General features: G+C 58.8%; 28 protein-coding genes and 2 pseudogenes. 25 read left to right on the forward strand and 5 right to left on the reverse strand.

Annotation, left to right across the window (positions count from 1 at the left end; translation table 11 throughout):
- Positions 1-9 precede the first annotated feature (9 nt).
- From PVA48_RS02905 to purN, 3 genes are all read right to left on the reverse strand, one after another.
- A complete protein-coding gene (locus tag PVA48_RS02905) occupies positions 10-1,302 on the reverse strand; it encodes a hypothetical protein (protein WP_423232211.1) in 1,293 nt (430 codons plus the stop codon).
- 306 nt (positions 1,303-1,608) lie between these two features.
- Positions 1,609-2,301, reverse strand: coding sequence for an FKBP-type peptidyl-prolyl cis-trans isomerase N-terminal domain-containing protein (locus PVA48_RS02910; protein WP_423232212.1), 693 nt, complete (start codon positions 2,299-2,301; stop codon positions 1,609-1,611).
- Positions 2,302-2,581: 280 nt separating this feature from the next.
- Positions 2,582-3,169, reverse strand: coding sequence for a phosphoribosylglycinamide formyltransferase (gene purN / locus PVA48_RS02915; protein ID WP_102726386.1), 588 nt, complete (start codon positions 3,167-3,169; stop codon positions 2,582-2,584).
- Positions 3,170-3,250: 81 nt separating this feature from the next.
- Here purN and PVA48_RS02920 point away from each other — a divergent pair, with 81 nt between their 5' ends.
- The 6 genes and pseudogenes from PVA48_RS02920 to PVA48_RS02945 all read left to right on the forward strand — a co-directional run bounded on the left by PVA48_RS02920 (position 3,251) and on the right by PVA48_RS02945 (position 8,564).
- Positions 3,251-4,360 carry an aminopeptidase gene (locus PVA48_RS02920; RefSeq protein ID WP_022396034.1) on the forward strand — a complete coding sequence of 370 codons (1,110 nt, stop codon included), beginning with the start codon at positions 3,251-3,253 and terminating at the stop codon, positions 4,358-4,360.
- Entirely contained in the window at positions 4,357-5,211 is an 855-nt protein-coding gene (gene yaeI, locus PVA48_RS02925; RefSeq protein ID WP_102722754.1) for a phosphodiesterase YaeI, read from the forward strand. The genes PVA48_RS02920 and yaeI overlap by 4 nt, the downstream gene beginning before the upstream one ends.
- 18 nt (positions 5,212-5,229) lie before the next feature.
- Entirely contained in the window at positions 5,230-6,957 is a 1,728-nt protein-coding gene (locus tag PVA48_RS02930) for a cation:proton antiporter (protein ID WP_022396032.1), read from the forward strand.
- A gap of 3 nt (positions 6,958-6,960) precedes the next feature.
- Positions 6,961-7,367, forward strand: a pseudogene (locus tag PVA48_RS02935) (TatD family hydrolase).
- Positions 7,325-7,633 (forward strand): hypothetical protein, encoded by a 309-nt coding sequence (locus tag PVA48_RS02940; protein WP_423232549.1) that lies wholly within the window; start codon positions 7,325-7,327, stop codon positions 7,631-7,633. Before PVA48_RS02935 ends, PVA48_RS02940 begins: the two are co-directional and overlap by 43 nt.
- A 94-nt stretch (positions 7,634-7,727) precedes the next feature.
- On the forward strand, positions 7,728-8,564 hold the full coding sequence (locus PVA48_RS02945) for a hypothetical protein (RefSeq protein ID WP_102749493.1): 837 nt from the start codon (positions 7,728-7,730) through the stop codon (positions 8,562-8,564).
- A gap of 101 nt (positions 8,565-8,665) precedes the next feature.
- Here PVA48_RS02945 and PVA48_RS02950 read toward each other — a convergent pair whose 3' ends face one another.
- Together PVA48_RS02950 and PVA48_RS02955 are read right to left on the reverse strand one after the other, a co-directional pair.
- A complete protein-coding gene (locus PVA48_RS02950; protein ID WP_102728381.1) occupies positions 8,666-9,466 on the reverse strand; it encodes a LamG-like jellyroll fold domain-containing protein in 801 nt (266 codons plus the stop codon).
- A gap of 361 nt (positions 9,467-9,827) precedes the next feature.
- On the reverse strand, positions 9,828-10,373 hold the full coding sequence (locus PVA48_RS02955) for a GNAT family N-acetyltransferase (RefSeq protein WP_180973164.1): 546 nt from the start codon (positions 10,371-10,373) through the stop codon (positions 9,828-9,830).
- Positions 10,374-10,573: 200 nt separating this feature from the next.
- Here PVA48_RS02955 and PVA48_RS02960 point away from each other — a divergent pair, with 200 nt between their 5' ends.
- The 19 genes and pseudogenes from PVA48_RS02960 to yidC all read left to right on the forward strand — a co-directional run bounded on the left by PVA48_RS02960 (position 10,574) and on the right by yidC (position 26,506).
- Positions 10,574-11,554: a hypothetical protein gene (locus PVA48_RS02960; RefSeq protein WP_102728379.1), complete on the forward strand. Its 981-nt coding sequence runs from the start codon at positions 10,574-10,576 to the stop codon at positions 11,552-11,554.
- 23 nt (positions 11,555-11,577) lie between these two features.
- Entirely contained in the window at positions 11,578-11,826 is a 249-nt protein-coding gene (locus PVA48_RS02965) for a hypothetical protein (RefSeq protein WP_102728378.1), read from the forward strand.
- The gene (locus tag PVA48_RS02970; RefSeq protein ID WP_423232213.1) at positions 11,823-12,029 is read left to right on the forward strand and encodes a hypothetical protein; all 207 of its coding nucleotides are present in this window, start codon (positions 11,823-11,825) and stop codon (positions 12,027-12,029) included. The genes PVA48_RS02965 and PVA48_RS02970 overlap by 4 nt, the downstream gene beginning before the upstream one ends.
- Positions 12,030-12,106: 77 nt before the next feature.
- Positions 12,107-12,406 (forward strand): hypothetical protein, encoded by a 300-nt coding sequence (locus PVA48_RS02975; protein WP_423232214.1) that lies wholly within the window; start codon positions 12,107-12,109, stop codon positions 12,404-12,406.
- Between the two features lie 131 nt (positions 12,407-12,537).
- Positions 12,538-13,359 carry an SGNH/GDSL hydrolase family protein gene (locus tag PVA48_RS02980; RefSeq protein ID WP_146021119.1) on the forward strand — a complete coding sequence of 274 codons (822 nt, stop codon included), beginning with the start codon at positions 12,538-12,540 and terminating at the stop codon, positions 13,357-13,359.
- 87 nt (positions 13,360-13,446) lie between these two features.
- Positions 13,447-14,376: a thioredoxin-disulfide reductase gene (gene trxB, locus PVA48_RS02985; RefSeq protein WP_022396025.1), complete on the forward strand. Its 930-nt coding sequence runs from the start codon at positions 13,447-13,449 to the stop codon at positions 14,374-14,376.
- Between the two features lie 69 nt (positions 14,377-14,445).
- Positions 14,446-15,825: an L-serine ammonia-lyase gene (locus PVA48_RS02990; protein WP_022396024.1), complete on the forward strand. Its 1,380-nt coding sequence runs from the start codon at positions 14,446-14,448 to the stop codon at positions 15,823-15,825.
- A gap of 101 nt (positions 15,826-15,926) precedes the next feature.
- Positions 15,927-16,616 carry a hypothetical protein gene (locus PVA48_RS02995; RefSeq protein ID WP_022396023.1) on the forward strand — a complete coding sequence of 230 codons (690 nt, stop codon included), beginning with the start codon at positions 15,927-15,929 and terminating at the stop codon, positions 16,614-16,616.
- Between the two features lie 155 nt (positions 16,617-16,771).
- Positions 16,772-17,782 (forward strand): aspartate-semialdehyde dehydrogenase, encoded by a 1,011-nt coding sequence (locus PVA48_RS03000; RefSeq protein ID WP_022396022.1) that lies wholly within the window; start codon positions 16,772-16,774, stop codon positions 17,780-17,782.
- A 37-nt stretch (positions 17,783-17,819) separates the two neighbouring features.
- On the forward strand, positions 17,820-18,716 hold the full coding sequence (locus PVA48_RS03005) for a polyprenyl synthetase family protein (RefSeq protein WP_022396021.1): 897 nt from the start codon (positions 17,820-17,822) through the stop codon (positions 18,714-18,716).
- A gap of 15 nt (positions 18,717-18,731) precedes the next feature.
- A complete protein-coding gene (gene nadC, locus PVA48_RS03010; protein ID WP_102728376.1) occupies positions 18,732-19,595 on the forward strand; it encodes a carboxylating nicotinate-nucleotide diphosphorylase in 864 nt (287 codons plus the stop codon).
- Positions 19,596-19,615: 20 nt separating this feature from the next.
- Positions 19,616-20,254, forward strand: coding sequence for a pyridoxamine 5'-phosphate oxidase (gene pdxH / locus PVA48_RS03015; RefSeq protein ID WP_022396019.1), 639 nt, complete (start codon positions 19,616-19,618; stop codon positions 20,252-20,254).
- On the forward strand, positions 20,251-21,087 hold the full coding sequence (locus PVA48_RS03020; protein WP_102728375.1) for a D-hexose-6-phosphate mutarotase: 837 nt from the start codon (positions 20,251-20,253) through the stop codon (positions 21,085-21,087). The genes pdxH and PVA48_RS03020 overlap by 4 nt, the downstream gene beginning before the upstream one ends.
- A 283-nt stretch (positions 21,088-21,370) precedes the next feature.
- Positions 21,371-23,482, forward strand: a complete 2,112-nt coding sequence (locus PVA48_RS03025) for a glutamine synthetase III (RefSeq protein WP_102728440.1) — start codon at positions 21,371-21,373, stop codon at positions 23,480-23,482.
- Positions 23,483-23,692: 210 nt separating this feature from the next.
- Positions 23,693-23,878 carry a 50S ribosomal protein L34 gene (rpmH, locus tag PVA48_RS03030; protein ID WP_012420297.1) on the forward strand — a complete coding sequence of 62 codons (186 nt, stop codon included), beginning with the start codon at positions 23,693-23,695 and terminating at the stop codon, positions 23,876-23,878.
- A gap of 62 nt (positions 23,879-23,940) precedes the next feature.
- A pseudogene (locus PVA48_RS03035) lies at positions 23,941-24,162 on the forward strand (ribonuclease P protein component); the annotation flags it as partial.
- 20 nt (positions 24,163-24,182) lie between these two features.
- Complete coding sequence (locus tag PVA48_RS03040; protein ID WP_423232215.1) at positions 24,183-24,311, forward strand: hypothetical protein; 129 nt, start codon at positions 24,183-24,185, stop codon at positions 24,309-24,311.
- Positions 24,308-24,556 carry a membrane protein insertion efficiency factor YidD gene (gene yidD / locus PVA48_RS03045; protein WP_022396015.1) on the forward strand — a complete coding sequence of 83 codons (249 nt, stop codon included), beginning with the start codon at positions 24,308-24,310 and terminating at the stop codon, positions 24,554-24,556. The genes PVA48_RS03040 and yidD overlap by 4 nt, the downstream gene beginning before the upstream one ends.
- A 54-nt stretch (positions 24,557-24,610) precedes the next feature.
- Entirely contained in the window at positions 24,611-26,506 is a 1,896-nt protein-coding gene (gene yidC / locus PVA48_RS03050; protein WP_102726372.1) for a membrane protein insertase YidC, read from the forward strand.
- The last annotated feature ends 197 nt before the right edge of the window (positions 26,507-26,703 follow it).

Here is a 26,703-nt window from a genome sequence, read left to right on the forward strand (position 1 = left end):
CTCCCAGCGTCAGGGAAGCGTTGTTCCCCAGCGTGAAGGTATTGCCCGTGCCGAAGGTGATGGAAGAAGCAATCGCTGCGGTCTTCCCTTCGGAAACGAGGAGGCCCGCATTATTGCCGAGCGTGAAGGTTCCCCCGTAATGGCGGCGTCCCCAAGCGTAAGCGTCGCCTGGCTGCCGAGGGAAAGGGCTTCCGCCTGAAGGGAATCCCCGGCTCCCATGTTCAAGGTGTAGTTCGTCCCGTCCTGGAACGTTACGGTACCGGCGATAATGTTGCCGGTCAACGCAATGGTTTTAACCCCTTCCGCAGCCGTGAAAATAACGGAGTCATTGTTCAGGAAGGAAGTATCCGTCTTGCCTCCATCTCCACTCTTGTACCAGCCCGTTCCAGTGTTGCTCCAGGTACCGGTAGTGGAATTCCAGACAAGCGTTTCCATATTGTAGCCTGTTCCCTGATACTGCACGGACATGCCGGAACCGTTGGAGACAAGCACGAAATTGCCGGCTCCCAGCTGGTCGGCGGAATCGACTCTCGTCAATGCCTCATAGGTGTCCTCCCCGGTTTGCTTCCAAATAAGAAGGGAATCCAGGGAAGCCCCCAGATCAGCCCCGGTGGACATGAAATAGCGGGTCAGCAGGGCATCGTCCACCAGCTCGCGGTTGGTAACCGTCAGCGCTTCCATGGCGCCCGCAACCACTACCTCTACATTCCACGTCCGGTCATTCTTGGTCACTGTAGTGGTATTTGACAGGTTGATCATCCCGTCAAGCCCGATGTGCCAGTAGTGGCTGCCGGAACCGGTACCGTTGTCAAAGTTGAGATTGCCTCCCGGAGTGGTCAGGTTCAGCGTGCCGTCCACATAAATATTAGCGTGCCCCTCTGCCTCCATGCTCTTGATCTGGTTGCTGAAGGTGGTGGAAAGAGTGGATCCGGCGCCTACGTAAACACTGCCGCCCCATTGTCCCAGGCTAACGGACACATTGCTGTTCCCCGTCACGGAGATGCCGCCGCCATCCGAAGTGTTGGGAGGAGTGCCCGTAACCGTAACGTCTACATCATTAAAAATCAAATGCGGGCCCTTATTCTCCTGGCGGGAGGGGGCGGCGTCCCCTTCCCAGTTGCCCGCCGTATCTACGGCATCGCCTCCCCCTGCCCCCGTCCACGTAAAATCAGGACCGCCAAACGCGGGAGCCTGCCAGAAATCCGCCGATGTGGCGGCATGGGAGTAAGAGTAAAAACCGGAGAAGGAAACCAGGGATGCAAGAAGGGCGGAACGCAAAGAAGGGGGGAGATGAAGTCTCATATTGTATCAATGATATTATGACCAGTAATACCCGGATTTATAATCCGTTGGCAAGCCTATTTTCGTTAATGACTCTTCTTAAGCAAATCATGAAGGGGAATAAAACAGGCTTCTTTAAACTATCTCTCCATCCATTTCAAAAATTATTAATGCAATACTTTTAATACAAGCAAGATATGGAAGTTTAAAGAAGAAGAAGGATTATAAATTCCCAGATTGACCGTTCACCCTCCTGATGAAGGCGGTACCTGCAAAAACAAAAAGGCCGTCCCCTCACGGGAACGGCCCTGGCTTGGAAATCTTACCTTATTGCTGCTGGGCGCCGCTCTGCTTGAGCATCTCCTGGAGCTGTTCCGGGGAAATGCTCATGGGACCGCCCTGGGGAGCCGGGGCTTCCGAAATGCCGTCCAGTTCCAGATCAAAGATGAGCGGGGAATTGGGCTCGATCGGAGCGCCGGGGGTGTTTTCACCGTAGGCCAGCTCGGAAGGGATGTACACGATCCACTTGGAGCCGACGGGCATGGTGGTCAGCGCCTCGGCAAAGCCGGGGATGACCTGGAGGGGAAGTTCCACGGATTTGCCCTTGGTGTCGTCAAACACGGTGCCGTCCAGCAGCGTGCCCTTGTACTTCACCTTGAACATGGGGTTCTTGAACTTCTTCTCGTCAAATTTTTCTTCGCCGCCCTTGTTCACCACCTTGTACTGGAGGCCGGATTTCGTGGTGGTCACGCCTGCCTTCTTGCCGTTTTCCTCCATGAACTTCTTGCTGGCTTCCAGATTGGACTTGGCCTTGGCGGAGATGCGTTCGTCAATCTGCTTCTGGAACGCGTCCAGGGCGGGTTTCAGCTGTTCCTGGTCCTTGGCGGGCTTGCGGACCATGCCGTCCTTGATGCCCTGAAGGAAGGATTCCTGGTCCAGGTCGTCAAAGGTAAGGGTGGGAATGGAGCCGAGCTGCTGTCCGCTCTGGAAACCCAGAAAATAGCCCAGGTCCTTTTTCATCTGTTCGGGAGACACAGTAATTTCTTTCTCTTGTTTGGGTTGGTCGGCCGCCGGAGCTCGGCAGCCTTTTCTTGCGCGCCCGCCACACCCGCCAGAAGGGCGGAAACGGCAAACAGGGCGATGGAAGGGTTCATCTTCATGGTTGTTTTTTATCCTTTGTTTGAAAAGAGGACTCCTTTTTAACGGATTCCGTTCACAGAACAAGACAAGAGAATCAGTCATCCTGTCATCCGTTCCTCCAGGAGCGGCGGAACGTCCTCCGGTCAAAAGACGCAGCGGGTTATGCGAGCGTTTCCAGAACGCGGGCGATCATGGCGGGATAAAGGGCATGCTCCTGCACCTGAATGCGGGCGTGCAGGCTTTCCGGCGTATCCCCCGGCAGCACGGGCACGCGCGCCTGCCCCAGGATGGGGCCCGTGTCCATGCCGTCATCCACGTAGTGAACGGTGCAGCCGCTTTCCGCCGCACCGGCCTTCACGGCCTGCTCCCAGGCATGAAGGCCGGGGAAGGAAGGAAGGAGGGAAGGATGAATGTTCAGAATGCGGGAAGGGAATTCCTTCAGCAACGGATGCTTCACCAGGCGCATGAATCCGGCCAGGCAAACGCAGTCCACGCCGTATTCCTTCAGGCGCGCGGCGACGGCGGCCTGGGACGCCTCCGGGAATTTGGTTTTAAATCCCCCGCAGTCGATCACCTCCGCCGGGATGCCCCAGGAACGGGCGCGTTCCAGAATGTAGGCGTCCGGATTGTCAGACATCACCACGGCAATTTCCGCCCGGAGGGAGCCGGACCGGATGGCGTCATAAATGGACTGGCAGTTGGAACCGGAACCGGAACCGAGTATTCCTAATTTGGGCAACTTGGACATCCGGGGGATGAAACCACAGTTTTTTGCCCGTGGCAAGTCTCCGGCTTGACAAAAAGGCCCCGGTATTCGCCTAATAAAGGCATGAGAGACACCCGTTTTCAGGCCCTGGCGGCCCAGCTTGCAGGGTATTCCACCACCCTGCGTCCCGGAGACCGGGTTTTGCTGGAATTAACGGATATTCCGGAGGAAATGGGAATAGCCCTTATCCGGGAGGTGCGCGCCGCAGGCGCAATGCCCTTCCTTCGCCTGAACCAGTCCCGGCTGAACCGGGAAATGCTCTCCGGAGCCACGGAGGAGCAATACGGCATCATCGGCCGCCACCGCCTGGCGGAAATGGAGGAGATGGACGCCTATATAGAAATACGCGGCGGCGGGAACGCCTTTGAGCTGTCCGCCGTTCCCCAGAAGAATATGGCCGTTGCCATGAAGGCCCTGAACCCCGTCTCCCAGAGGCGCATCCGCCACACGCGCTGGTGCGGGCTGCGCTGGCCGTCAGAGGGAATGGCCCAGCAGGCCGCCATGAGCACGGAAGAGTTTGAGGATTTCTATTTCCGCACCTGCCTGATGGATTACGGCGCCCTGCGCCCCGCCATGCAGAAGCTGGCCGCCATGATGGAGGCGGCGGAACACGTGCGCATCACCGGACCGGGAACGGACATTTCCTTTTCCATCAAGGGGCTGCCCGCCATCCCGTGCGCGGGGGAATGCAACCTGCCGGACGGGGAGGTGTTCACCGCACCCGTCATTGACAGCGCCAACGGCCGCATTTCCTTCAACACCCCGAGCCTGTTCCAGGGTATTCCCTTTGACAACATCAGCCTGACGCTGGAAAACGGCCTGGTGGTGCATGCGGAGGCGGGGGACAAGACCGCGGAGCTCAACTCCATTCTGGATACGGACCCCGGCGCGCGGCGGCTGGGGGAATTCGCCTTTGGCGTCAATCCGGCCATCACCCGCCCCATGCGCAACATCCTGTTTGACGAGAAAATCTCCGGCTCCTTCCACCTGACGCCGGGACAGGCCTACCACGTGGCGGACAACGGCAACCAGTCCCGCATCCACTGGGACATGGTATGCATCCAGACGGCAGCAGCCGGCGGAGGCGATATTTACCTGGACGGCGTCCTGGTGCGCCGCAACGGCTTGTTCACCATGCCGGAACTGGCTATTCTCAATCCCGCCCAATCATGACTACGGACTCCACCCCCTCCAAAAAACGCTCCCTGCTCCGCAAACTCCTGTACGCAGCCGCGGCAGTCATTCTGCTGGGTTCCCTGCTGGCCTCCTACATGAACTGGGAGGCCAACCATCTGGAATTCAGTGAAAACACCGCTCCAGCGGGCTGCGTTCCGGGACTTTCCGGACTGCGCATCCTGGTGCTGTCAGACGTCCACACCAATCTTCCCCTGCTGGAAAAAGCGGCGGCCATGGCGGAACAGGCCAGGCCGGACATGATCGTGTTCCTGGGAGACCTGTACACGGATTTTCTGCGGGCCACCCACGCAGGAGACTACATCACGCAGATGAAACGGCTCTCTTCCATCGCCCCGGCCTACGCGTGCCTGGGCAACCATGACATGGCCCTGGTGGACAACGTGGAGCGCATCCTGAAGGAAGGCGGTTTCACCCTGCTGAGGAATTCCGCAGCCTTCGTCACCATCCCCAGGCTGGGGAACGCGGAGTTCAAGCTGGTGGGACTGGGAGACCTGCGCGAGGGGGACTTCTTTCCGGACCGGTGCATGAGTCCGCGGGAATTGGGGGAAGAATCCGTGATGCCCACCATCGTCCTGAGCCACAACCCCAAGGGGAGGGAATTGCTGGGCGGCTATCACTGGAACCTGATGCTCTCCGGCCATACGCACGGCGGCCAGATCAAACTGCCCTTCTTTTCCACCCCCCTGCTGACGTCAGAGGGGGAAACGATGTACTCCGGCTTCCATCCTTATGAAGACAAGCAGGTCTTCGTCACCCGCGGCATAGGCTACATAGGGCCGGGACGCTTCAACTGCCCGCCGGAAATCAACCTCATCACCATTCCGTAGCCCCTTTTCCCGACCGCCATGGTTCTCTCTCTGCTGGCTTCCGGAGGCCCCAACGCCGCGCCTCCCTTCTTCACCCTGCTCACCGTCGTCTTCATGGGCATCATTGCGATTGCCCTCATTCTGGCCCATTTCCGGCAGTCCCTGCTGGCGGGCTACTTCATCTGCGGGGTGATTCTGGCCAACTGCGGCATCCTGGACCACATCCCCAATTCCGACGTCAGCATCCAGGCCCTTTCCGAGGTGGGCATCATCCTGCTCATGTTCACGCTGGGCCTGGAATTTTCCATTGACGAGCTCAAGCACCTGCGGAAAACGGCCCTGGTCGGCGGCGGCATTCAGATGTTCATCTGCACCGCCGCCTTCGGCCTGGGGCTCCATTACGCCACGGGCATGGATATGAGCCATTCCCTGACAGTCGGGGCCATCATGGGCCTTTCCTCCACGGCGGTGGCGCTGAAATCCTTCCAGGAATTCGGCCTGAGCGGCACCTCCGGGGCAAAAATGGCGGTAGGCATCGCCCTGTTCCAGGACATTGCCGCCATCATGCTGGTAGCGATCATGCCGCAGATCTTCGCCGCCACGCCCGACTCCTGGGAAACCGCTCTCAACATCGGCATGGCCGTCCTGCGGGGGCTCGTCTTCCTGGGGGCCGCATGGCTGATCGGCCACTACCTGCTCCCGCGCATCATGCTGGCCGTGGCCCGGACCAAGAGCCGGGAGCTCTTCACCCTGATGGTCTTCGCCATCTGTTCCGGCATCGCCATGCTCGCCAGCCTGCTGGGCCTGAGCATTGCGCTGGGGGCCTTCACCGCCGGGCTTTTCGTCAGCAGCTCCTACTACAGCCACCGCGTCCTCAGTGAAGTGCTCCCCTTCAAGGACCTTTTCCTGACCATCTTCTTCGTTTCCGCCGGGCTGCTGATTGACATTGACGACCTGTGGGAGCACATCGGCCATGTGGCGACCTTCGCCGCCTTTGTCCTCGCGATCAAATTCGTGGCCTGCATCGTGGCCGCAAGCTTCCTGAAAATCCCCGGTCGCATGGGCATCATGGCCTCCACCGCGCTGACCAACGTGGGGGAATTCTCCCTGGTGCTCATTCCCTTCATGCAGGAAATCACCCCCATTCCGGCGCTGGTGACCACCAATGTGTACGCCATTGCAGCCGTCTCCATGGGCATGACGCCCCTGCTGATGAAGGCGGCGCGGAAGCTCACCCCCCTGCTGGTGCGCATTCCGGGCCTGAAGACAAAAAGGGAACGCCTCAGCGTGGAAACCATGATCACGCGCGTGGAGGGAATCAAGAACCACGCCATCATCTGCGGCTACGGTCCCGTAGGCAGGAGGCTGCATGAAAGCCTGTCCCAGTACGGCATCCCCTGCATCATCATCGACCTGAACGCGGACACCGTCAAGACCCTGCTCAATGACGGCCATCTGGCCTTCCTGGGGGACATCCAGCACCAGATCACCATGGACCTGGCGGGAATCCGCACCGCACGGCTGATCGCCTTCACGTTCCCGGACCCCGCCCCGGCCCTGTCCACCTACATGCAGATCAAGGGCGCCAACGCGAACATCACGGTGATAGCCCGCGCCAAATTCCGTTCGGAAGTGGCTTCCCTGCATCATGCGGGCATCGCCAACGTCATCCATGATGAAATGGAAACGGGCGCCGCCGCGGTGCGCCTGGCAAAGCTGAGCTTTGATATTATTGAACCCGCAGACGCGCCCACGCTGTCCCATTAAACAATGACGAATCTTCCGGACGCCCACACCCACCCCGCTCCTGCCGCACCCGGCACGGCGCCGCGCTTCATCTGCGGCACCTCCCCGGCGGACTGGGAGCAGGTGGCCCTTCTGGCGGAACGGGATAAAAACGTCACGCCTTTCTTCGGCATTCATCCCTGGCGCCTGAACCCGGCTGCATGGAAGGAGGAAATGCGCCTGCTGGAATCCTTCCTGAAAAATTCCCCCGTGCGGGCATTGGGGAAACGGGGCTGGACAAGTGCCGCCGCGGCATTCCGGGGCTGCCCCTACAGCGGGAAGCGCTGAAACAGCACCTGGAGCTGGCCGCGCGCCTGAACCGCCCCGCCGCCCTGCACTGCTGCCGCGCGTGGGGCACGCTGGCAGGAATGCTGAAGGGATATCCCGGCTGAAAGCCGTGCTGCACGGCTGGACGGGTGCCCTGAACCCCGGCGCGCAGCTCCCTTCCGGCAACTGGCTTCTCTCCGTGGGGCCTCGTGAAATGGATCGCCCGGGCCTCCTTTCCTCCATCCCGCTCCATCGGCTGGCGCTGGAATCGGACGAACACCCGGAGGCCTTGCCGGAGCTTTACCGGAACGCCGCGCAAGCCCTCTCCATGAAAGAGGAAGAACTGGCCGCCCTGGTTGCGGACAATATGGAGAGAATCTCCGCCCGCTAGCCGCCGGAAGGCGCAACGCCCTGCCGGAACGCGGGTGGCAGGAAACAGCGGCTTTTTTCCTTGGCAGGCTCCTGCCGCCGGCTATCATGCGGGCATGGGCCTTTTTCAGGATCAAACCAGTTCTCTGTCGGAAATCAAGCGGCTTGCCGCCCTCGTCATGGATCCCTCGCGCAGGGATGAAATCGGTCCGGACCAGTGGCCCCTGGCCATGATCGCCTATGGGCTGGTCACCTGCAATGAAATGGGCAGGGAAGAAGAAGGCGTCACCATTTACAACATCTTCCAGTCCTGCTGCGCACCGGACGCGCGGCGCAAATGCGCGCTGCAACTGGCCACCTTCATCCGCCAGCGCAAGGGGGACGGATGGCGGGCCCTCCTGCCCTTCTCCATGACGGATGAGGCCCCGGACATCCGCCGTCAGGCCTCCTTCCTGATTTACACGCTGGCCTCCCCCAAACCGGAGGAACGCTTTCCCGGAATCGCCGGGCTGGCAGACATCATCTGTGCGAATCCGCTACCCGGCCAAGCGAGCATGGCCCCAGCGCTGGACGCCCTGATGAGCCTGGGCGACATGCGGTTTGCCCCTTATCTGGCCTCCATCTCCAAAAAACTTCCTTCCGAACGCCTCGCGGACCTGCTGGCCGGAACGGAAGCCATTCCCACGGACCTGGGCTGCGGATGGCTGCTGGATGTTCTGGACGAACGTCCGGAGCTTTCCTCCGCCATTGCAGCGGTACTGGCCGGAATGCCGTCCAGGGCCGGAGAAGTCCTGGATGTGGTGGTGCCCATCCCCTCCTGGCAATTCACCAACTCCGCCGTTCAGCCGCTCCATTCCTGGAGCATTCCCGAATACCGGCTGCGCATGAGGGAACGGCTTTCCAGGCGCCTTGGACCGGAAGAACAGGAAGCCGTTGACCGGGCATGGAGCTGATTCTCCGCGCCCTGCGGACCAAGGCCCACTTCGTTTATAAATTAAAAGAGCCGTTCCACGGAAATGAGGAACGGCTCTTTTAATGTTCAGAAAAACCAAGCTCAGGCACGTTTGCGGCGCACCAGGAGCGCCGTCAGCCCGAGAAGCCCCAGCGTAGCGGTGGCCGGTTCCGGGATGGACAAGGGCATGCCGTGCGTATCCAGGTAGGCAAAATCGTTTCCGTTCAACACGCTGTCGTACACAGCCAGGTTATCGACGAAAAGGCCGTTGGCCCCAGGATTGTGATCCCCGCTCCCCTTGATGCTGGTAACCTTGGAATCACCGGAAAGACTCGTCGTGACCGTTTTGACAAGCTCGCCATCGTGGTAAACCTGCATCTCATTTCCCTTGAACGTCAGTCCAAGGTAGTTCCATGTATCATCAGAAGCAGCAAACAACTCGGTTCCGTCCGGAATTCCGATATTCCCCCCGTTGTAAATCACCCATTTATTGGCGGCCGTCATCTCCACCCTGATCGTCGTGCCCGCTATCGTCATGGAAAAAGCATCCTTCCAGTCAGCACTGGAAGAACTGTAATACATGTGGATGCCCACGCTGAAACCGGTGGCAAAATTCAGGCCGTCAATGCCATTGGTGCTGGTGATGTTGAACGTTCCACCGTTGGGACAGTGGGAATAACCGCCGTCCGTCATGGGTGTAATACTATTACTCCAATTGATGTACCCGGTCGTTTTTGAAATGGCAGTGGAACCGCTTCCCAGATTGATGAAATTCTGATTGCTCCCAAGCTGGTTGAAATCCAGTCCGTACAACAGGGAAGAAGCCTGTACGCCGGAAATGAGGCATAAGGCTGCCGCCACTGCCGTTCCCTTGAAAGTTAAATGGCCATGGGGATTGAACATGCGTCCACTGAAACGGATAACAAATCCGGTATTTGAAAAAAACAAGCAGTAAATGATGAAATAAATTGAAATAGAACAAGGAACCGCCTGTTCTTTTTCTTAAAGAAGCGTTTTTAAGGAAGGCCGCCGCTCTATTAAAAGAGAAATATAAATCTTTACTTATCAAAAATACACGCTTGACACCGGATTTGTTATCCGTTGGCAAATCATTCCCCATCATACTCAATCCTCCCGGCATTTTGAACGCACGGAAACGATGTGACAGGATCAGGAAATAAAAACCAATACGCTAAAACGGAAAGGAAGAAGACGCCGGATTCAACAGCTCTTTTTCTGGCGGGCCCTTTTCCCGGAAATGCGCCTACCTCGCCACCACGTGATTGTGGTGGAAATCAACAAAGCTCCGGTACGTTTCCTCGTCCAGCAAGGTTTCATGCGTCATCAGCAGGAGGGGGAAAGGCTTCCCTTCATCCGTATAAGGGGCATGAATGTAATCAAACTGGGGATTGGGCACAAAGCCGTGCCGCTGGTAAAACCCCAGGCGGCGGCGTGAAATCCCGTCCTCCGGAGGATCAATCTCCAGAATAACCTTGTGGGGAAAAGCGTCCCTCAATTCTTCCAGAATCCTTTGGCCGGCGCCCTGTCCGCGCAGGGAGGCATCCACGGCGAAATATTCCAGATACACGAATGCCTCACGCTGCCAGCTCACCAGCATGGCAACCACCCGGCCTGCCCCGTTTAAAAATACCTCATAACAAAAGCCCGGGTCTTGAAACGCCAGCGGAAAATCCTGGACGCGCCGCTGTTCGTGCACCGGAAAACTTGTCCGGTAAATATCCAGGGAATCCAGGAATAGAGGATCATCCACTCCCGTCGCACGGTGCTTGGTCAGCGATTCAGGCTTCATGCCCCATATCCAACCACACCCGTCTTCCTTCGGCAAGGCTCCCGGAAAAACTTCCCCAGTCATGCAACAACGTGGCCAGACTTAACCCATTCACCTTCCAGACGATTCACCACTTTTCTAACATATTATATAAACCGTTGACAATAAATAAAATAAGAAGATAGAGTGATAAGAGTGCAGAAATAGTTCATCCATCCTCCATGTTTACACCGATTCTCCGCCTTTTATTTCTTCTGCTGTTCCTGATATTTCCGGGAGGCGCCAATACGGTTCTTCATGCGGAAGAAACTCCAGACATGGACGACTGCTCCCTGTATATTGAATCAAAGACGGATGTGGCGTCCGCCCAATGCATGATTGACGGAGGAAACCAGGAGGACGACAAAAAACGGACTGATGTGGGTATTGGAGAAGAAGTTGAACTGACCGTGACCGGGAAGCGGTTAAAAGAGGTGGATTTGGATTCCATAGAATGGACCATGGAACCGGATAATCTGGCCACCGTTGAAAAATCGGAGGATGGAGATAATCAGGCAATTCTAACCTTCAACAAGGATATTACTGAAAACAAGATTCTTACAATCCGAGTCAAAACAAATCTCGACGAAGAACTGCCGGAGAGAAAACCTCTGATTCTTCATATTTTTATTCCATCTGAAATCATGGCAGTACATACGGGGAAACGAATGCCCAAGTGTGCAGCAGATGGAGAAAAAGACCATGCGGGAGCATCCACCGTCCTGGATTTAACCCTGCATCCATTAAAAGTGAGTTTCAGTAATATCGCCTTCATTGAACGGGCGAATGATCCGGAAGGATTCAAACCGGAACATGATCCCGGCGCCGTTTTGTTCCGCCCCAACGCCAAAAACAAGGCAATTCCCAGTGACTATATCGGATGGAAGTTTAAACCCGGAATTCGATTGCCCCAATTGCAGGCTTCCAATCTTCCCAAGCCCTTTTCATGGGCATGCGGCTGGCATGTCCGTTCCGGTGACAAGGGCTGCCTTCTGATTCATGGCAAACCCTATCCCCAGGATTTTAATTTCACTTATGACGGAGAAGAAACCGATGAGAATTCTCCAACCAAAGGATTACAAAACGTCAAAGTAACCGTCTCCAAATTCCGCCGCACCGTGACACGCAGTACGACAGGCAAAGTGCTTCATACCAACTCATAAATAATCCTTTTCCATATCATTCCATGAACCCTGTTTATGTACCTATTCTCCTGGCTTGGACGGCCCTCCTTTTGTTCCATTCTCCCGCTTTCTCCGATATCCGCCTGCCCATTCCCTCAGCCACCAGGAACCTTAACAAGCAGAACACGAAACTGCTCCAACTTAAAAGACTGCTCGACGAGGACAGCATCATTCCCTTCTACCAGGAAGCCGACAAAATGCTGAAGGAGGCCAGCCTTTACAGAAAAAAAATGTCACTCCACAGGAATTGACCGACGGCCTCTTCCTGTGCCGCCTGATTGCGACCGCGCCATTCATCGACGTTAACCGGCACAGCAACGTCATGTGGCTGATGAACCACACTAACCTGGACTATAAAGTTAAAGATTTCATGTCCCGGAGCATGCCGCTAGCCGCCTTAACGGACAAGCATTCCACCTTGCCGGAAAAGGAGGAAGCGCTGCGGTTTTTCTAACAGCGAGAGCACTGGTTCTCCAGCAATTCCGGAGCAGTTTCGATCACGCCTTTGAGGCCACCTGGATCTGTTCGGAAATGCTTCTGGACCATGCCCCCCAGCTCACCGGCGACCGGGAAGCAGCCGGCGAATTCGCCAACAGGCTCGCGACCAACGAGGCAAGAAACAATAAACTTAAGAACATCATACCCAGAAGGGAAAGAATATTCGTCCGCGAATTAATGCAGTGCTTCCCGACCAAAGCGGTGGAAGTCAAAAAATACCTCCGCATGGCCGGCTACGGCGACAAGGATATCCCCGCCCTGCTTGACAGAACCGTCGGCAGGATTCCTGAAGCCCGGTACCTGTACAAGGGTTTGCCGAAACGGAAGGATTGAACGCTTCCCCTTCATCTCCATTCAATTCACGTTTTACCTGATGCATAAAGAGAAGTGGCGTGCTTCATGAAATCCATTTGAAGTTTCATTCCGGAAACATTCAGAATTCAGCTAAAGCCATGATGCCGCCCATGAAAATTTTCCCGCTGCTGTTTTTCACCTGGGCAGCTTTTCCATGCACCCTCCAGGCGCAGGAAAAACCGCAAGGGGAAAGCCCCTGGCCGCGCTGTGCCCCTGCACGTTCCGGGAGCCATATTCTTTTCCTGGGAAACAGCTATACGTTTTTCAACCGCATGCCCGCCATGGTCAAGGCCATGGCTGACACCAAAGGACTGCGGCCGGACGTGCACATGCACGCGGCTCCGGCAGCCTCCTTCCAGTCCCACTGGAATGACGGGCGCGCCCGTGAAAAGCTGGAAGGAACGGCCTGGGACTTCGTCATTCTCCAGGACCAGAGCGCCACTCCCGTCGTGGCCCCGGAGCGGACCATGGAATTCGGCGGCAAATGGTGCTCCCAGGTACGCGCCGCCCAGGGAACGCCCGTCCTGATGCTGACGTGGGGAAGAAAGGACGCCTCCGGCGTTCCGGACCCGCAGGAGCAAAAAGCCCTCCTCGCCACGTATTTGAATCTCGCCCGGAAGGAAAAAGCCGCCGTGGCCCCTGTGGGAATTGCCTGGGAAAACTGCCTCAAACGCCATCCCGGAATTGCCCTGTACCAGGCGGACGGCCAGCACCCAACGGAGGCGGGAAGCTACCTGGCGGCCTGCGTGATGTACTGCACCCTGTTCGGAAAGTCTCCGCTGGGCCTCCCGGCCAAACTGTCCCTGAAAGGAGTGCGGCTGTGCAGCCTTCCCGCAGACAGGGCCAAAATACTGCAAACCGTCGCCAGGGATACGTGCAAACAGCTCTTTTCCTCTTCTGCCGGAAACCGCCCCGGAGCCGCAGGGCCATAGGCCGCCGCTCTGCTGCCGCATAGCGCAAAATCTACTCGCAAAACGGGCGCCGTTCCTTTAACCTTGCGGCGATCACTTACACATATTATGAGCGAACAAGTCATTATCATCGGCGCAGGCTGCGCAGGCTACACGGCGGCCATTTACACCGCCCGCGCCAATCTCTCTCCGCTTCTCATTACGGGCTCCCAGATCGGCGGCCAGCTGACCACCACCACGGAGGTGGAAAATTTCCCGGGCTTTCCGGACGGCGTGATGGGGCCGGACCTGATGTTCCTGATGCAGCAGCAGGCGGAAAAGTTCGGCACCCGGTTTGCGTATGAAGACGTCAAGAGCGTCATCAGGGATGAAGCCACCGGGCTGTTCACCGTGAAGACCAGCGGCCAGAATTACGAAGCCCGCAGCATCATCGTGGCTACGGGAGCTTCCGCCCGCTACCTGGGCATACCCGGGGAGGAAGGGCTGGTAGGCCACGGCCTCACCGCCTGCGCTACCTGTGACGGAGCCTTTTACCGGGACGTGCCCGTGTGCGTGGTGGGCGGAGGAGACAGCGCCTGTGAAGAAGCCATGTTCCTGACGCGCTTCGCCTCCAGGGTGTACCTGATCCACCGCCGGGACACGCTCCGCGCCTCCAAAATCATGGCGGAGCGCACGCTGTCCAATGAAAAGATTTTCCCCATGTGGAATTCCACCATCGTGAGCTACAAGACGGACGACAAGGGAGAACTGGAGGCCGTCATGCTGAAGGACCTGGTGGAAGGGGATGTAACGGAACTGCCCGTCAAGTGCGTCTTCATGGCGATCGGCCACACGCCGAATACGTCTTTCCTGGGGGATCTGGTAGACCGGGACGACGCCGGCTACATCATCCGGGAACCCGGCCTGATGGCGACCAAGACGCCGGGCCTGTTCGCCGCCGGAGACGTGGCGGACCCTCACTACCGCCAGGCCATTTCCTCCGCCGGCATGGGCTGCGGCGCCGCCATTGAAGCGGAACGCTACCTGCTGGGGCTGTAAGCCCATCTTCCGGAACGGGGCGGAGTTTCCGCGGGAAATTCCGCCCCGCCCCGCTACAGGAAAACGGACATGCACCATTACAGCATTTTTGAGCTTTTCAGCATCGGGATAGGACCATCCTCCTCCCATACCGTAGGCCCCATGCGGGCGGCGCACCGTTTTCTGGAACAGATACGCCATTCCCCCCGGCTGCCGGAAATCACGGGCATCCGCTGTGAATGCTACGGCTCCCTGGCGGCCACCGGCCACGGGCACGGCACGGACACGGCCATCATGCTGGGCCTGCTGGGGGAAGAGCCCCACACGGTGGAGCCGCGCAGCATTCCCGGAAAAATCGCCCGCCTGCACCAGCAGGAAACGCTCCCTGTCACGGAGGAAAAAACCGTCCGTTTCTCCCCCACCCGCGACCTGGACCTTTCCCACTACCAGCCTCTGCGCCTGCACCCGAACGGGATGCTGTTCACCGCAGTCAACCAGGAGGGAGAACCGGTGGAAGACGCCGTGTTTTATTCCACGGGGGGCGGCTTCGTCGCTTCCGAGCAGGAGCTTCTGCATCCGGAGGAACCGGACCGGGAGCCGTTCCCCCTCCCCTATGAATCCGCGGAAGAACTGCTGCGCATGGCGGATGAACGGGAATGCCCCCTCTCCTCCATCGTCATGGCCAATGAATGCGCCCTGCTTCCGGAACGGGAAGTCCGTGAAAAGTTGAACCTGATCTGGGCCACCATGAAGCAGTCCATTTCCAGCGGCATGAGCGCGCGCGGCAACCTGCCGGGCGTCCTGCAAGTGCCCCGCCGCGCCAAGACGCTCCGCAAATCCCTTCTGGTGCATGGAGAATCGGCCCTGAAAGACCCTCTCTCCATCATGGACTGGATCAACCTGTACGCCATTGCCGTGAGTGAGGAAAACGCGGCCGGCGGCCGCATCGTCACCGCCCCCACCAACGGAGCGGCGGGGATTGTTCCGGCGGTTCTCAACTACGCCACCAAATTCTGCGTTTCACCGTATCCGGACGCCGTGCATCGCTTCCTGCTCACCGCGGGTGGCATCGCCATCCTGTACAAGAAAAACGCCTCCATCTCCGGCGCGGACGTCGGCTGCCAGGGGGAGGTGGGCGTGGCCTGCTCCATGGCCGCGGCCGCGCTTGCGGAGTACCTGGGAGGAACGCCCCACCAGGTGGAAAACGCCGCGGAAATAGGCATGGAACACAATCTGGGCCTCACCTGCGACCCGATCGCTGGGCTCGTCCAGATACCCTGCATTGAACGCAACGCCATCGCCGCCATCAAGGCCATCAACGCCGCCCGCATTGCCCTGGGCGGCACGGGCGCCCACTTCGTCCCTCTGGACAAAGTCATCCGCACCATGCTGGATACCGGAAGGGACATGCAGTCCAAATACAAGGAAACCGCCCAGGGCGGCCTGGCCGTGAACGTGGTGAATTGCTAAAGGGAAACGGAAATCATCCCATGGGATTCCATGTGCGTCTGTTCCGGTAAAAAACACTCCGGCGGGTTGACAGACACGGGGAGCAAAGGTAGGGTGCGGGCATGTTTTCACGCCTTTTTCTCGCTCTGGCCCTGCTGGCGGGCGGCACGGGACTGTCCCATGCCGTCCACGTCGTCATGTGCGGCGGTCCCGCCCTCAGACAATGGGAAGGACTGAGAATACAGCCTGACAGGCATGACAACTGGTGGGCCAACTTTGTAAGGGCCTCCACCATCCGCATCGCCCAGATCCAGCAGAAGGACCCCTCCGCCAGAATCACCTGGATCGTTTACCGTCCGGGCTATGCGACACGGGGCAGGGAGGACGGCAAGCCCTATACCCGCTGGATTGCCGACCTGGCTTCCAAGTACAAGATCAAGCTCGTCTGGGTGGACAGCGCGGACCAGGCCATCCGGGCGCTGAATTCCTCCCCGCGCTTCCGCGGAGACTTCGTGGAATCCTTCTACTACTTCGGCCATTCCAACTGTTTTGCGTGGATGCTGGACTACGGCAACAACATCATGGCCGTCTCCACGGAATGGATTCACGAAACAGACCTGAACCGCATCCGCCGGGACATTTTCACCCCGCGGTCCGACTGCTGGAGCTTCGGCTGCTACACGGGGGCCAGCATGTCCGGCTGGTGGAAGCGCATCGTGGGCGTTCCCCTCTGGGGCAACACGGAATCCACCCGCTACGGCCCTGTCTCCGACGGCAGGCTGCCGGAAGGCGTGGGCAAATGGGTTAAATAGGCATGTAATAGTTAACAGTGAATAGTTAATATTGTTTATACCTTGCATATTGACCTGCGCTGTTCATCTGCTGCCGATCCCGTATTGCCTTTCCGGGAAAAAACCTTTATCATCATACCCATGCGGACCGAATTCCGCCATTTTCTGACACAACCATGAACCAAGCACCCCATGTTGCCATCGTCGGCGCCACCGGAGCGGTGGGCGTTGAGATCCTGTCCTGCCTGGAAACACGCAACTTTCCCGTAGGCTCCCTGAAGCTTCTGGCCTCCGCCCGGTCCGCCGGAAAACAGGTCGCCTTCCGGGGAGAAATGCTGACTGTGGAAGAATTGACGGAAAAATCCTTTGACGGCGTGGACATCGCCCTGTTCAGCGCAGGCGGCGGCATTTCCCTGAAGTTCGCCCCCATTGCCGCGGCCGCGGGCTGCGTGGTCATCGACAATTCCTCCGCCTTCCGCCAGGACCCGGACGTGCCCCTTGTGGTGCCGGAAATCAACCCGGAAGCGGCCCTCAACCACCCCCGCAACATCATCGCCAACCCGAACTGCACCACCATCATTACGCTGATGGCCCTCTTCCCCCTGCACCAGCGCTTCGGGCTGAAAACCGTCATCGCCTCCAGCTACCAGGCGGTTTCCGGAAGCGGGCAGCACGGCATTGCGGAACTGGAATCCCAGGTGCGCGCCGTGGTGGACGGCCATCCCGTGGTGAAAAACGTTTATCCGCACCAGATCGCCTTCAACCTTCTTCCCCAGATCGACTCCTTCACGGAAAGCGGCTACACGAAGGAAGAGCTTAAAATGCTCAATGAAGGCCGCAAAATCCTTTCCCTTCCCGACCTCAAGGTGACGTGCACCTGCGTGCGCGTGCCCGTGTACCGCTCCCATTCCATTTCCGTGACTGCCCAGTTTGAGCAGCCTGTGGATGTGGAAACGGCTCGCCGCGCCTATGACGGAAAACCCGGCGTCGCCGTGATGGACAATCCCTCGGAAGGCGTGTGGCCCACCCCGCTGGACAGCACCAACGGGGACACCTGCTACGTGGGGCGCATGCGCATGGACATGGCGATCGACAATGCCCTGACCCTCTGGGTCGTGGGCGACCAGGTCCGGAAAGGGGCAGCCCTGAACGCCGTACAGATTGCGGAACTTCTGGTCGGCCGCTGAACTATATCTACTATCCCCGCACCCATTCCTTAACGTCATGTGTGAAGAACAATCCCTGAACGACTACATTACAGAACAGTGCGCCTTGATTGACGCCGCGCTGGACAGGCTTCTGCCCGCAGAGGACGAAAGCCCTGAAACCATCCACAAGGCCATGCGCTACAGCATGTTCGCGGGCGGCAAGAGAATGCGCCCCGTGCTCTGCCTGGCGGCCGCGGAAGCCTGCGGCGGTCTGGCGGTGAATGCCCTGGTGCCCGCCTGCGCCGTGGAAATGATGCACACGTATTCCCTTATTCATGACGACCTGCCGGCCATGGACAATGACGACCTGCGCCGCGGCAAGCCCACCAGCCACAAGGCCTTCGGGGAAGGGGTAGCCATTCTGGCGGGAGACGCCCTGCTGACGGAAGCCTTTGCCGTGATTGCCCAGGTGGACGACACGGAACGCTACACTGTCCGGGATTATGTCCGGGAACTGGCGGCTACCGGCGGCAGCACGATGCTCATCGGCGGCCAGATTCTGGACCTGGAAGGGGAGCACAAGCAGCTCTCCGAACCGGAAGTGCGCGCCGTGTACGAAGGGAAGACGGCGGCCCTGCTGACCACGGCCCTCCGCTTCGGCGCCATGTCCGCGAACGCCACGGAAGCCCAGTTGGAAGCCGTCACGGACTTCGGCTACAACCTTGGCCTCGCCTTCCAGGTAATTGATGACATTCTGGACCTGACCGCCTCCACGGAAAAGCTCGGCAAGACCGCCGGCAAGGACGTGAACGCCCAGAAATCCACCTGCCCGGCCCTGATAGGCATGGACGGAGCCCGTTCCGAAGCGAAATGCCGCACCCAGGCGGCCCTGGACGCCCTGATGATCTTCCCGGAAGAACGCCGCACCCGCCTGGTGGAACTGGCCAACTATCTCCTCAACCGCGAATATTAAGCCGCATTTTCTTTCATGCCCGCAGAAACCGTATCCGACAACGTGGAAACCCTGATCAATCTGGCGCTGGCCGAAGACTTCGGCCCCGGGGATGTGACTTCCACATACTTCGTCCCGGAACACCTGACCGCCAGAGCCATTCTGACGCCCCGGAAAAAGGGCGTTCTTTCCGGCGTCAACGTGGCGGCGGAAGTCTTCCGCAAGGTGGACCCCTCCCTGAAGGTGGAAGTCTACCTGCATGACGGGGAGGCCGTGGCGCCCGGCGCCGTGGTGATGCTCATTGAAGGCTCCGCCCGCTCCATCCTGGGAGCGGAACGCACTGCGCTCAACTTCATCCAGCGCCTTTCCGGCGTAGCCACGCTCACCAGGAAATACGTGAAGGCCGTTTCCCACACCAGCGCCCGCATCCTGGACACCCGCAAGACCACTCCCGGCTACCGCCTGCTGGAAAAGGCAGCCGTGGCCCACGGCGGAGGCACCAACCACCGCATGGGCCTTTATGACCGCGCCATGGTGAAGGACAACCACCTGATGACGGACGGCAACACGGAACACCTCCAGCAGTGCATCAACAGGCTGCGCGCGGAAAAGCCCGGCGTGGAAATCCAGCTGGAAGCGGACACTCTGGAACAGGTGGAAGCCTTCCTCAAGCTGGAAGGAGTGGACCACATTCTTCTGGACAACATGACGCCGGAGATGCTGAAGCAGGCCGTCGCCATGCGCGGCGACCGCGCCACACCCCTGATAGAAGCCAGCGGGGGCGTCAACCTGGACACGGTGGCCGCCATTGCGGAATCCGGCGTGGACTTCGTTTCCGTGGGCTACGTCACCCACTCCGCCCCCTCCCTGGACCTGGGGCTGGATTTCAGCGTGGAATAACACTTACCTTTCACCCTATCATGGACCTGTCCAATTTCAGAGAAGAATACCTCAAGGGCCAGCTTCACAGAAAAGACCTGGCGGAAAACCCCTTTGAACAATTCCAGACCTGGTTTGAACAGGCCCTGAAAGCGGACATTCCGGAACCCAACGCCTTTTCCCTGGCTACGGTGAACGCCCACGGCAGGCCCTCCCTGCGTACGGTGCTGCTCAAATACTTTGACCAGACAGGCTTCGTCTTTTTCACCAACTACGGCAGCCACAAGGCCCATGACATTGAAGAAAACCCGCAGGTCTGCATGATGCTGCCATGGGTGATGCTGGAACGCCAGGTCATCATTTACGGGAAGGCCGTCAAGGTTTCCCGCGCGGAATCCCTGAAATACTTCCTCACCCGTCCCAAGGAATCCCAGCTTGGCGCGTGGGTCTCTCAGCAAAGCTCCGTCATCTCCGGAAGAAAACTGCTGGAAATGAAGCTGATGGAGCTGAAAAACAAATTCTCCAAGGGAGAAATCCCCCTGCCCTCCTTCTGGGGCGGCTACCGGATCATTCCGGACACCTTTGAATTCTGGCAGGGCGGTCCCGGCCGCGTTCACGACCGTTTCATGTACAAGCTCCAGGAAAACGGTTCCTGGACGATCGAACGCCTCCAGCCATGATTACCCGGCGAGCAACAGACCAGGGAGTCACTTTCCTGGACGTGGAAACACCGCTCTGTACAGCCACCCTGTGCCTGCAAGGGGCGCACCTCACGTCATGGAAGCCGGAGGGGCAGGAAGAATGCCTCTTCCTTTCCCCCAATGCGGTCTTTGCGCCCGGCAAAGCCATCCGCGGCGGCATTCCCGTCTGCTGGCCCTGGTTCGGTCCGCGGAAGGGCGAACCGTCCCACGGCGTGGCGCGCACCTCGGAATGGCGCCTCCATCACCAGGAGACGGACAAGCGGGGGAACGCCCTGCTTTCCCTGGCCTTCTATCCGGAAGACGAATCCTACCCCGCCGCCATCCTGCGCCTGGCGCTGGGCCGCACGCTGGCCATGAAGCTGGAAACCACCGCCCGCATGCAGCCCTGCAAGCTCACGGAAGCCTTTCACAACTACTTTGCCGTCGGCAACCTGACCAAATGCCGCGTACACGGGCTGGACGACGTACCGTTCCGGGAAGAAGCGGCCCAGCCCATGAAGCACGGAGAACGCCCGCTGGCCCCCCTGGGGTGCCTGGACCGCGTTTACGACTGCCCGGCCTGTTCCGGGAAAATCGTGCTGGAAGACTTCGTGCTGAACCGCGCCATCACCGTGGAGCGGGACCACGCCTCTTCCGTCATCATCTGGAACCCGGGACAGCAGGGAGCCGGAAACATGGCGGATCTGGGCGCGGAATCCTGGAACAAATTCCTGTGCGTGGAAATGGGCAATGCCGATTCCCGTTGCATTCCCCTCGCCTCCGGACAATCCCACACCCTGTGCCAGAAAATCACGGTGGGACCGCTGGAATAGCAGGCATTCCCCCTCCCTTCCGCCTCCGGATGAACGGACGGCTGGCAGGAAACCCCATGCGCGGGGAATGACCTCCCAGGCCGTTCCGTACCGCTTCCGGACAGGGGAGCATGAAGAACGGCAGCCTTTCCGTCCTCCCCTTCAAAAGGTGAAATTGGACTCCCCCGGAACTTTTGTTCCCTGAATCATCCCTCCGTGGAGCTCTCCGGCAGGATTCGGCTTGCAAAAACCCCCCTTTTAAGGTTTGGTAGATTCCGAGCCTTTTGGCGCGTTCCCTACCAAGATGCATACAAACCCACCTTCCGATGTTGGCAACGCCGCAACCTTCATTGCGGAAATTTACGGTCAGGATGTCTTCAACATGGAGACCATGCGCAACTACCTGCCCCGTCCCGTCTACAAGAAACTGCTGGCTACCATCCGCAAGGACGAAAAGCTGGACCCGGACATTGCCAATGAAGTGGCCCAGGCCATGATGACGTGGGCTCTGGAAAAGGGCGCCAGCCATTACACCCACTGGTTCCAGCCCCTCAACGGAAGCACGGCGGAAAAGCATGACTCCTTCGTGGACGTGGACCCGGAAGGAAACCTGGAACTCAAATTCTCAGGAAAGAGCCTGGTTCAGGGCGAGCCGGACGCCTCCAGCTTCCCCTCCGGCGGCCTCCGCGCCACCTTTGAAGCCCGCGGCTACACTGCCTGGGATCCCACCAGCCCCGCCTTCATCAAGCGGACGGAAAACGGCGCAACCCTCTGCATCCCCACCGCCTTCTGCTCCTATAAGGGACAGGCGCTGGACAAAAAGACTCCCCTTCTCCGCTCCATGACCGCCGTCACCCGCCAGGCCAGGCGCCTGCTGTCCTGCTTCGGCGGCCCGTCCAACATCCACGTCAGCGCCGATCTGGGCGCGGAGCAGGAATACTTCCTGGTGGACAAGCAGCTTTACGCCCTGCGCCCGGACCTGATGATGTGCGGCCGCACCCTCTTCGGCAACGTCCCCCCCAAGCACCAGCAGATGGAAGACCACTACTTCGGCTCCATCAAGGACCGCGTGCTGGAATTCATGGTGGACGTGGACGAAGCCCTCTGGAAACTTGGCATTCCGGCCAAAACGCGCCACAATGAAGTTGCGCCCGGCCAGTTTGAAATTGCGCCCATCTTTGAAAGCCAGAACCTGGCCGTGGACCACAACATGCTGGTCATGGAAGTGCTCCGCAAGACCGCCAACAAGCATGACATGGTCTGCCTGCTGCATGAAAAGCCCTTCTCCGGCATGAACGGCTCCGGCAAGCACAACAACTGGTCCCTCTCCGCGCCCGGTTACGGCAGCCTGCTCAACCCGGGTTCCAGCCCGCAGGAAAACGCCATCTTCCTCACCCTGCTCTGCGCCACGATCAAGGCCGTGGACGAACACGCGGACCTGCTGCGCGCCTCCGTCGCCAAATCCGGAAACGAACACCGCCTGGGTGCCCATGAAGCGCCTCCGGCCATCATCTCCATCTTTCTGGGGGATCTGCTGGATGAAATCATTGAGCAGATTGAAAAGGGCGGCACCAAAAAGGCGTGCACCCAGAAAACCATCAACATCGGCGTGGATACCCTGCCGATGTTCCCCCTGGACGCCTCCGACAGGAACCGCACCAGCCCCTTCGCCTTCACGGGCAATAAATTCGAATTCCGCGCCGTAGGCTCCTCCCAGACCTGCGCCTGGCCCATGACGGTGCTCAACACCATCGTGGCGGAAAGCCTGGATGAAATCTGCACCATCCTGGAACCCGTCAAGGACAAGCCGGAGGAATTCCATGCCACGCTGAACAAGCTGCTTCAGAACATCATCAAGAAGCACAAGCGCATCCTTTTCAGCGGAGACGGCTACGGGGAAGCCTGGATTGAAGAAGCGGAACGCCGCAAACTGCCCAACGTTCCCGGCACCATTGAAGCCCTGGCCGCGCTGGAAACGCCCAAGGCCAAGACCCTCTTTGAAAAATACAAGGTGGTCAGCCCCGTGGAGCTCCACGCCCGCCATGAAATCCAGACGGAAATATTCCACAAGGAAATCAGCATTGAAGCGGAAACCGCCCTTCTGATGGTGGAAACCCTCTACATCCCCGCCGTGACGGAACAGCTCACGCAGCTCACCACCGCCATAGCCCAGATGAAAGCCGCCGGAATCAAGGCGGGCATGAAAGCCACCGCGGACCGCGCCAACCAGATCGGCACGCTGCTGGACCTTCTCCCCACCCAGGTGCAGGAACTCCGCCGCGCCGTGGACAAAGCCGAGACGAAGGTCATCCAGACGGGCATGGACAATCTGAGAAGCACCATCGACATGCTGGAAAGCCTGACGGACGCAGACCTGTGGCCCGTTCCCACCTATGCGGAACTGCTCTTTCTGTAAAACAAAGGGCTCCCTCCGGAACAGAAAATAACTGGCTATCAACCATAAACATCACTTATTCCAGTACCTTCCCCAAGAAAAAGGGCAAATTAATCGCCTGACGGATTGACAAAACAGCCAAAATAGTTATCCTTTCCGTCCGGTTGTGCATAGGCCGCTTAGACGGACGGCACTGAATCTAGTAATTCACAAGAAGCATCTTTCAACATCATGAGCAAGAGGACTTATCAACCATCCAAGCGTTGCCGCAAGCGTCAGTTCGGATTCCGTGCACGCATGGCTACCAAGAACGGAGCAGACATCATTCGCCGCCGCCGCGCCAAAGGCCGCAAGCGCCTGCTTCCCAAGGGAGCCGAAATCCAGTACAAGCGCCATACCATCCAGCACGGCCGTTAATTCAGCCGCCAGGACTTGGTTAACGCCTCCTTGGAACTTTTTCACGGGCCGACCCGCGGGAGATGCGTCTTACTCGTCAACAAAGCATGACCAGGGCATTCCAATTTGCCCGGGTGCGCAACGAGGGACCATCCGTAGCAGGTCGGCTTATTGTTTTAAGTGCAGCCCCGCTGGAACATCCGGAGGAACCCTCCAAATTCGGCATCATCTGCACGAAAAAAATCGGCTGCGCCGTCGTCCGCAACAAGCTGCGGAGACGCGTACGGGAAATCCTGAGGGCGCACGGAGCCCCCTTGAACACGGCGTGCACCTGGTGTGCGTCCTCCGCTGGCGGGCCGTGGAAGCCAGCTATGCAGACCTGGAGCGGGACTGGCAGAAAGCCGCCCGCAAGCTCAAACTTCAACTTCTTTCCCGGGAACAAGACAAAGCATGATGAAATGGCTGCTCATTGCCCTGGTACGGGGCTACCAAACCTTCATCAGCGCCCCCCTGCATGCGCTGGGGGGCCCCGGCAGCGGCTGCCGCTATACTCCCTCCTGTTCCCAGTACTTCATCCAGGCCGTCCGGGTCCATGGAGCCTGGCGCGGCTTTCTTCTTGGCTCATGGCGCATTTTAAGATGCAACCCGTGGGGCGGTTCAGGGTATGATCCCGTGCCTCCGGCCCGCACGCCGCATTAAATTACCTTTCTCTCCCCTCCCTCCCAACCAACTTCAATCAAGCTATATCACATTATGGATCGCACAGCATGGATCGTCATAGGCGTTTGCGCCGCCCTTCTGGGCCTGAACATTTACATGGGCAACAATAAAAAGGAAGAGCCCGTCCCCGCCGCCCCCGCTCCCGTCCAGCAGACGGCCGCCGCTCCGGCAAGCGTCCCGGCTCCCGGAGCACAGGCGCCCGCCGCTCCCAGCGCCCCGGAACAGCCTTCCGTCAACAAGGCCCTTGAAGAAGACAAGACCAGCCCGATCACGCTGACGGCCACGCAGGAAGCGGACGGCAAGCAGGAACCCTTCATCACGTACACCTTCAACCGCATCGGCGGCTCCATCGGCGCCGTTACCCTCCACAACGACATTGTGGACTCCCAAAAAGTCGCGGACCACAACATCACCATCAACGAAGCCCAGCAGAGGGGCATTGGCGAGCTCGTCTTCAACATGGACGCCACCCAGGACCCGTCCTATGACAACACCGTGTACAAGGAAGTCAGCCGCACGGCGGACTCCGTCACCCTGGAGGGCTATGATCCCGCACGGCAGCTCTTCATCTCCAAGACCTACACCCTGCACCCCGTCAAGAATCTGGAAGGAAAAGTACTGCCCGGCAGCAAGTACCTCATCCGTCTGACCGTCTCCCTGCTCAACAAATCCCCCAACGTCCAGGATCTGCGCTACATGGGCATCTTCGGCGGCAGCGCCTACCCCATCGCCAAGAGTGAACCGAAGGACACCTACACCCACTTCTTCTACCATGCGGACGGTTCCCTGGAACAGGAAGTGCCCTCCTACTTCACGGGCGGCTTTTTCAGCACCGCAAAGGCACGCGTCCTGGAAGGCCCCTTGCAGGACCTGACCTATGCCGGCGTGATGAGCCAGTACTACGCCACCATTCTTCTTCCCCAGAACGAATCCAAGGGCTCCACCGTGTACGCCACCCGCCAGGAATTCCCGCTGGCGCATGAAAACAACACGCTGGTGCCCGGCGTCACCGTAGCCATGGGCATCCCCAACCTGACCATGGCGCCCAACGAAATAAAGACGCTCACCTACGACATCTACACCGGTCCCAAATTCAACGCCTACCTGCGCGACCTGAACCTCACCTACCCCGCCATCAGCGACATCATGGCGTACGGCTGGCTCGTCTTCCTGAGCGTGCCGATGAACTGGCTGCTCAACCTCTTCCACGGATGGTTCGGAAACTGGGGCGTGGCCATCATCTGCATGACCATCGTCGTCCGCGCGCTCATCTGGCCGCTGCACAAGAAATCCTACATGGCCATGAAGCGCATGTCCCTGGTTCAGCCGGAGATGGCCAAGCTTAAGGAAAAATATCCGGACGACCCCCAGAAGGTGAACATGGAGATGATGAAGCTGTACCAGAAATACGGCATCAACCCTGCCAGCGGCTGCGTGCCCATGCTCATCCAGATCCCCATCTTCTTCGCCTTCTACCGCGTGCTCCAGTATTCCGCGGAGCTGAGGGGCCAGCCCTTCTGCCTGTGGATGACGGACCTGTCCCTGCCCGACACCGTAGGCCACCTGTTCGGCATCCCGATCAACATCCTGCCCCTCATCATGGCCGTGACCATGATTGTCCAGATGCGGATGACCCCGCAGGCGGGCGAACGCTCCCAGCGCATCATCATGAACCTGATGCCCCTGATGTTCTTCCTGTTCTGTTATAACTTCGCTTCCGCCCTGGCCCTGTACTGGACCACGCAGAACCTGATTTCCATCGGCCAGACGGCCCTCATCCGCCGCCTGCCCATGCCCGTGCTCTCCGCCGCCAAAAAGAAGAAGCCCGGCTTCTTCCAGAGGATGATGGACCAGCAGCGCGTGGCCCTGGAGGAACAGCAGCGCAAGGCCAAGGGCCGCAACATGCGCAACATAACGCCCAAGAAGTAGGGGCGCGCCTTTACTCTCTCTTCCCTGCAAGTGCGGCTGTTCACACGGCCGCACTTTTTTATTGGGGCGGATGATGGAAAGAAAATCCCTCCATGACAAGCGCTGGAAGAAAAGGGAAATTTCCATACGGCAGCCCCCTCAAAAAAACCGGACTCCTCCATTCGGAGAAGCCCGGTTTTCCTCGTCATATATTCTTT

The organism is Akkermansia sp. JRP_AM1 (assembly GCF_049262625.1).
GTDB lineage: Bacteria > Verrucomicrobiota > Verrucomicrobiia > Verrucomicrobiales > Akkermansiaceae > Akkermansia > Akkermansia massiliensis.